This window comes from Methanosphaera sp. DEW79 (assembly GCF_003266085.1).
Taxonomy (GTDB): Archaea; Methanobacteriota; Methanobacteria; order Methanobacteriales; family Methanobacteriaceae; genus Methanosphaera; species Methanosphaera stadtmanae.
This window is the reverse complement of sequence record NZ_MUZW01000008.1, coordinates 19,810-27,293: the sequence shown is the minus strand read 5'-3', so window position 1 is coordinate 27,293 and position 7,484 is coordinate 19,810. Positions and strand designations below refer to the sequence as shown.

The window sequence follows — 7,484 nt, the reverse complement described above, 5'->3', positions numbered from 1 at the left end:
TTGTATAGTTTTTTCACATATTTCTATTATTGGTTTATAATAATTTTTTTTTATTATTTAGAATATCTTCAAGTATTTTTCTAGAATTTTTAATAGTCTGTGCATATATTGAATTTATCCTCTTCTTTTGTTGATATAATTTATTTGTTTCATTTTCATTCAAGATATTTTCTTTAATAAACTTTTTAAGGTCCCTATTTATCTTTTGTTGTAATTAAAACCATGAAATTGGTGATCCATTATTAATTTATCTATTGGTTTTCTATATTCTTTTTTAAGGTCTGTTGTAACTGATTTTGATTTACATTTAGATTTATCTATCTCTAAAAATGTCTTAAATTCAATTTCTACAAAAATCTTCTATAAAATCGTGAAGTTTAATTTGTTTGTCATTCAAAATAATATTCAGAGCTTTTATTTTTAAGTTTTTCATATAAATATATACTCTCCTCATTATATAAAGACTTTCTAAGACTTTTTTATGCTTATTTTTCACAATAGAATAATTTCAAGTGTAACTTTTTAATTTAAAACTATTTAAAGAGTATTTCTAGTTTTTGTGAAAATTTTAAAAATTCAAAAATCAACTAAGTTACTGAGAGTGACTCAGAGACTATTAAAGACATAATATATATTAAATAAATATATATTACTATGAATTCCTTTAAAATATATGAAGCTGAAGTTATTGATAGAGCACTGAAAATCAATGACACACTCATAATATCAGATATACATCTAGGATATGAATCTACATTAAATAAACAGGGACTTATGCTTCCCCAAATCCAATTTGATAAAATAATAGATTCGCTAGAAAATATACAAAAAAAGGCCAAAGCTAGTAGTATCATACTAAATGGTGATATTAAACATAACTTTGGAAGGATAGATAAACAAGAGTGGAGAGAAGTGTTAAGCTTCATAGACTACCTTCAAGATATATTTATTGACATAGATATTATAAAGGGAAACCATGATAACTTCACACAATACATCTTAAATAAGAGAAATCTACACCTGAAAAATCATATGATTATTGATAACTACTATATAACACATGGACATGAATTACCACAGGAAATACCAGAAAATATTAAAACAATAATAATAGGACATGAACATCCATGTATCAGTATTTGTAGTGGTAGACGTGTTGAAAAAATAAAAACATACCTAAAGGGAACTTGGCAGAATTATAACCTAATTGTTATTCCATCATTTACACAGATAAGTTATGGTTCTGATATATTACATGAAAAAACAATCTCCCCCTTTATAGAGGATATTAATAATTTTGAAGTTATTGCTGTTGAAGAGGGAGATATTTATCCATTTGGATATGTTAAGGATATAATATCCATAAATCATGAATTAAACAATTATTAAGAGAGATGATTCTATTTTGACAAAAACATATACTGATGATGAAATTCATAAATTACTACACCCCTTTGTTAGTAAGTGGTTTAAAAGTTCATTTGAAACATTTACTGATGCACAAAGACAGGCAATACCTTCTATTACAAGTGGACAAAACATACTAGTTCTCTCACCAACAGGTTCTGGTAAAACTCTAACAGCATTTCTTGCAATACTTTCTGGTCTTACAAGTCTTAGTCAAAGGGGAATGCTTGAAGAAAAGGTTTACTGTATTTACATCTCTCCACTAAAAGCTCTTGATAATGATATTTCAAAAAATTTAGAAGCTCCACTTGAAGGTATTAATAAAGAAGCAGGATATGATCTTGGTATTAGACAAGCTGTACGTACAGGAGACACAACCCAATATCAACGTTCTAAAATGCTAAAACATCCCCCACATATTCTCATTACAACTCCTGAAACCTTATCAATACTTCTTGTTGCACCAAAATTTAGGGAAAAACTAAGAGATGTGAGTTATGTTATTGTTGATGAAATACATTCTCTTGCCGAAAATAAAAGGGGCACACATCTTAGTCTTACTTTAGAAAGACTAGAAGAACTTACTGGCGGTTTTACTCGTATTGGTTTAAGTGCAACTGTAAATCCACCTAGGAGTATTGCAAACTTTCTTGTTGGATATTTCTATGGACAACCAAGACCTTGTGAAATAGTAAATGTAAATTACTTGAAAAAATTAGATATGAAAGTACTTTGTCCTGTGGAAAATATTATTGAAACAGATGTTGAAACATTGAATGATAAATTATATAGTATGCTTCATAATCTAATTCAAAAACATGAAACAACACTCATATTCACAAACACTAGAAGTGGTGCTGAGAGTGTTTCATATAAATTAACAAGCAAATATCCAAAGTATTATAGTTCAAAAAATGTTATGGCACATCATTCATCTCTTTCAAAGGAAGTTCGACTTGAAACTGAGGAAAATCTTAAAAAAGGGAATTTGAAAGTTGTTGTAAGTAGTACCTCCCTAGAATTAGGTATTGATATTGGATATATCGATCTTGTAATTCTTATTAGTTCTCCTAAATCTGTTTCACGTGCTCTTCAGAGAATTGGTAGAAGTGGACATAGACTTCATGAAAAATCTAAGGGAAGACTTGTTGTTGTAAATAGGGATGATCTTGTTGAATGTAGTTTAATACTTAAGAATGCTCTTGAGGGAAATGTTGATAAAATAAATATTCCAATGAATTGTCTTGATGTATTATCCCAACATATTTATGGTATTAGTATTGAACATAAACAGAATATAAAACAGGTTTATAATCTAATAAAACAGGCAATGCCATATCATGATCTTTCATGGGAGTCCTATGAACAGGTTTTAAGATATCTTGCAGGTGAATACACTAAACTTGAACAAAGATATGTTTATGCTAAAATATGGGTTGACTGGGATAGTAATACCTTTGGAAAACGTGGCAAGCTTGCAAGAGTTCTTTATTCAACAAATATTGGTACTATTGCCTCACGTAGTCATGCAAGAGTTAAATGTAATGGAAAGGTTATTGGAAGTATTGATGGAGATTTTATGGAACGTCTGCATAAAGGTGATACATTTACTCTTGGTGGACGTGTTTATAAATTCATGTATGCACGTGGTATGACAGTTAGTGTTATTCCAAGTAGTTCTACTCCAAGTATTCCCTCATGGGTTTCAGAACAACTTCCATTATCATATGATTTGGCTGTGTCTATTCAAAACTTCAGGGCCATTATGGATTGGAAGTTATCCAGTGATATTTCTGAAAGTGAGATTATAGAGTATATTAAGAATTACTTGTATGTTGATGAGAATTCTGCAAAATCTATCTATTATTACTTCTTAGAACAGTACTTGTATAGTGAAATTCCATCTAAGAATAAGTTATTAGTAGAGTATTATACTGGATTTGGTGGTAGAAAATTTGTTGTTTTTCACTGTCTCTATGGTAGACGTGTTAATGATGCTCTTAGTCGTGCAGTAGCATACATCATATCTAGACGATATCATCATGATATTATGATTAGTATTGATGATAATGGATTTTATTTAAGTAGTGATTCAAAGATTGGTGGTGTTGAAGCCTTTGAGGAACTAAATAGTGATAATTTAAGAGAAATACTTATTGAAGCTATTGATAAGACAGAAACTCTTGCCAGCAGATTTAGAGATTGTGCAAATAGATCTTTAATGATTTTACGTCGTTATAAGGGACATGAAAAGAGTGTTGGTCGTCAACAAGTAACGAGTAAGATTTTACTTAATTTTGTAAGGGAAATTGATGATGACTTTGCAATTCTCAATGAGGCTAGACGTGAGGTTATTGAGGATTATATGGATGTTAATAGTGCTGAGGAAGTTTTAAGTCGTGTTGAAAGTAAGGAAATAATTATTAAAACTGTTAGCACGACTATCCCAACACCATTTGCTTTTAATTTAGTATCACGTGGATATTTGGATGTTTTAAAGTATGAGGATAGAGGTGAATTTATAAGACGTATGCATGAGGCTATTATCAATAAGATAAACAAGAACAATACAAGAAAAATATGATTAATATTTTTTTTGGAAATTGTCAATATATCATTATAAATCATTATAATTTTATACTGATTTAATTTTAAAATATAGTTATTAAATTCATTTATTTAATTTAAAATAATTTAATAATATGTTATATTAATATTAGAAGATTATTAACTAATATTTCAATATTATACTTGTTTATTTTTATTTAATAATTATAATGTTTAATAATGATAAATAGGGTATAATTTATATACTATTAAAAACAACCTATTAATAACAAAAAGAAATTTTTGTTAAACCTCGTAGTTATTATTCTAGAAGTAAATAATAACAAAAAAGAATTAGTTAAAATTAATATGTTATAAACATGTTTCATCTAAATAAAATAAATAGTTATTTCATTAAAATTAAAGAAGACGTTTATATTAAATAAATATAAAGTAATGATTGCAATAATTATCCTAACAACAAAAAATAGAAACTCTATTCTCAAACCTAAAAACATTCTTCCTAAGTTTCTATTTTTATAAAAGGGAAATACGTTGAGATAAAAAAATAAAACTATCATTATCCTTCTCTTTTTTTTATATTTTTTATGGAAAAAAATATAACCCTACATACTTTTTTTTAATTGAATTTATCAATATTTTAAATTATAGAAATATTACTAATTTTTGAAAATTTAATAAAAAAATCAATATTTTTAATAATACCAAATACATAATATTATAATATAAAAAAATTAAGATGAGAGATTATAATGAGTACAGATAAAAGCCTAGTAAAAGGCATTTCCATAAGTGAAAATTATATACCTTATACAACAATAACAAGAACAGACAATTCAGTGAAGATCTCTTTGAAAAAGCAAAACATAATCTCCTTAGATTTTAAATGTTATACTGTGTTACCTGGATTATATCTTGCTGAAAATGATGTTAGAATTATTGAAAGATATACACAGGATGACATCATATTTAGATTTAGTAGAGAGGAAGAATTCTTATTAATAAACTATTTAGTTGAAGGACAGTGCCAAATACCTGCAGATAATGATAAATTTATGTTTATGAAAGAAGGAGACACACACATCTACCTAAATAGAGATAAAAGAACCATATTTAATCATATAACAGATTCTAAACTTATACATATAATAATTAATAAAAAAGAATTCCTAAAATATAATAAAGATAATTATATGTCTGAGTATAGTAGGATAATTAAAACAATATATGACTTTATATATCATACAAACAACATCACCTTTGAAAGTAGTGAAGATATAAAAGAAGTACTACAACAAATTATCCACTTCAAAGATAACAACAAACTACCAAAACATATGTATGTTCAATTAAAGACCTTAGAATTAATTGGATTAACATACATTTCAAAAATAGAAAAAAATAGAATTGAATCACCAACATACTCTGATGCACAAATAAGAGTTGTTAGAAAGATTAAAAATGCTCTCTCCCGTGATATTGCAAGTTATGTATCACTTGATGTGTTGTCTGTAACATATGGAATTAACCTAACAACACTAAAAAATTGTTTTAGAGATATGTATGGTAAACCATTATATACATGGTATAGGGAATATAAATTCCACAGAGCAAAAGAATTAATTAAAAACACAGATTATCCAATAGCTAAAATTGCAAACATGGTAGGATATAAAAGTAGTAGTAAGTTTTCAAAAGCTTTTAAAAAAGAGATGGGAGCTCTACCTTCAAGTTATAGGAAAAATAAGTAAGTATTTTTCCAATACTTTTTTTTATGTAAATTATTTTAAATAAAATCATTATAATCTATTTATTTTAAATTAATCACTGAGTAAAAGAATAATAATTCATTATTTTAAAAAGAAATAATAGCAATTAAATATAAATATATTATTATAAAATTAAAATAAAAGGAGATATAATGGATTATTTATTAGCAATACTTATCATAGTATATGTTGCTTTAATGATTCTGGTAGGATATATCGCATGGAAACATACAAGTAATAGTGAAGATTATCTTGTTGCTGGACGTCAATCTAATTCTTATATTATGGCCTTAAGTTATGGTGCTACATTCATTAGTACTGCAGCTATTGTTGGTTTTGGTGGACTTGCTGGAACTAATGGTCTAGGTATATTATGGTTAGTATTTTTAAATATAGCAGTAGGTATATTTATTGCATTTGTAATATTTGGTAAACCTACTCGTAAAATGGGACAGTACTTAAATGCTTTAACTTTTCCAGAATTTCTTTCCAAGAGATTTAACAGTAAATTTATCCAATATTTTAGTGGTCTTCTAATATTTCTAACAATGCCAATCTATGCAGCCAGTGTGTTAATTGGAGCTGCTAGATTTGTAGAAACTACTATTAATATTGATTTTAACTTAGCTATCCTTATATTAGCAATTATCATTGGATTCTATGTAATCTTTGGTGGAATAAAAGGAGTAATGTATACAGATGCCTTACAAGGTACAATAATGTTTTTAGGAATGCTTATATTACTTATAAGTATTTATTCAATGCTTGGAGGAGTTACCCATGCACATGAATTATTAAGTAGTATGGCACCACTTTTCCCAGAAAGTGCAAAAGTAACTGGTGCAACTGGTTGGACGACTTTTCCTACAACAGGAAGCCCATTCTGGTGGAACTTAGTTTCATCAATAATATTAGGTGTGGGTATTGGAGCTATAGCTCAACCTCAACTTGCTGTTCGTTTCATGACAGTTAAAAGTAATAAGGAATTAAACAGAGCAGTTCTTGTAGGTGGAATATTCATATTTGTAACAACATTCACTGCATATGTTGTAGGTGCTCTTTCAAATGTTTACTTCTATCAAACAACAGGACAAATTGCAATTCAAGCTGCTGGTGGAAATGTAGATAAGATTATTCCAACATTTATTAACAGTGCAATGCCTAAATGGTTTACATACATATTCTTGTTAACCCTACTTTCTGCAGCTATGAGTACAATAAGTACACAATTCCATGTTCAAGGTTCATCCATTGCTCATGATGTGTATTGTGCAATTAAAAATAGAAGTAGTCTTAGAATTACGCGTATAGGAATATTAATTGCCATTATTATTGCTGTTGTACTAGCATATATTTTACCTGGAAATATTGTTGCTACTGGTACTAGTATTTTCTTTGGAATCTGTGCTGTTGCATTTTTACCAGTGTATTTATGTGCTCTTTTCTGGAAACGTACAACCAAACTTGGAGCTATTGCAGGTATTGTTAGTGGAACTGTAAGTAGTTTATTCTGCCTACTATTCACTTATAAAAAGGTTGCAGCAGGTCTTGGTATTTGTAAATTCCTAACAGGAAAAGCAGTATTATTTAGTGGTATGCCATGGCCTTACGTGGATCCTATGGTTATTGCCCTACCAATAGCATTTATATTCACAATAGGAGTATCTCTTCTTACTAAAAATAGTAAAGAGGAAGAAATTGCTATTGAGAAAATGTTTAAGGCTGAGGAAGGTGCTTAAG

At 28.1% G+C, this 7,484-nt stretch carries 5 protein-coding genes; 4 read left to right on the top strand and 1 reads right to left on the bottom strand.

The features are described from left to right. Positions 1–34: 34 nt before the first annotated feature. The gene (locus BZ132_RS00835; RefSeq protein ID WP_286940143.1) at positions 35–163 is read right to left on the bottom strand and encodes a hypothetical protein; all 129 of its coding nucleotides are present in this window, start codon (positions 161–163) and stop codon (positions 35–37) included. Between the two features lie 491 nt (positions 164–654). Here BZ132_RS00835 and BZ132_RS00830 point away from each other — a divergent pair, with 491 nt between their 5' ends. From BZ132_RS00830 to BZ132_RS00815, 4 genes are all read left to right on the top strand, one after another. Next, positions 655–1,389: a metallophosphoesterase gene (locus BZ132_RS00830; RefSeq protein WP_011405768.1), complete on the top strand. Its 735-nt coding sequence runs from the start codon at positions 655–657 to the stop codon at positions 1,387–1,389. 16 nt (positions 1,390–1,405) lie between these two features. Further along, on the top strand, positions 1,406–3,991 hold the full coding sequence (locus BZ132_RS00825) for an ATP-dependent helicase (RefSeq protein WP_286940141.1): 2,586 nt from the start codon (positions 1,406–1,408) through the stop codon (positions 3,989–3,991). A gap of 736 nt (positions 3,992–4,727) precedes the next feature. Then, positions 4,728–5,726: an AraC family transcriptional regulator gene (locus tag BZ132_RS00820; protein WP_048059671.1), complete on the top strand. Its 999-nt coding sequence runs from the start codon at positions 4,728–4,730 to the stop codon at positions 5,724–5,726. Positions 5,727–5,896: 170 nt separating this feature from the next. Continuing rightward, a complete protein-coding gene (locus BZ132_RS00815; protein ID WP_011405765.1) occupies positions 5,897–7,483 on the top strand; it encodes a sodium:solute symporter in 1,587 nt (528 codons plus the stop codon). Position 7,484 lies beyond the last annotated feature (1 nt).

Coding starts and splice junctions, on each gene's coding strand:
- BZ132_RS00820 (WP_048059671.1), top strand. CDS start 4,728: ATGAGTACAGATAAAAGCCTAGTAAAAGGCATTTCCATAAGTGAAAAT.
- BZ132_RS00830 (WP_011405768.1), top strand. CDS start 655: ATGAATTCCTTTAAAATATATGAAGCTGAAGTTATTGATAGAGCACTG.
- BZ132_RS00815 (WP_011405765.1), top strand. CDS start 5,897: ATGGATTATTTATTAGCAATACTTATCATAGTATATGTTGCTTTAATG.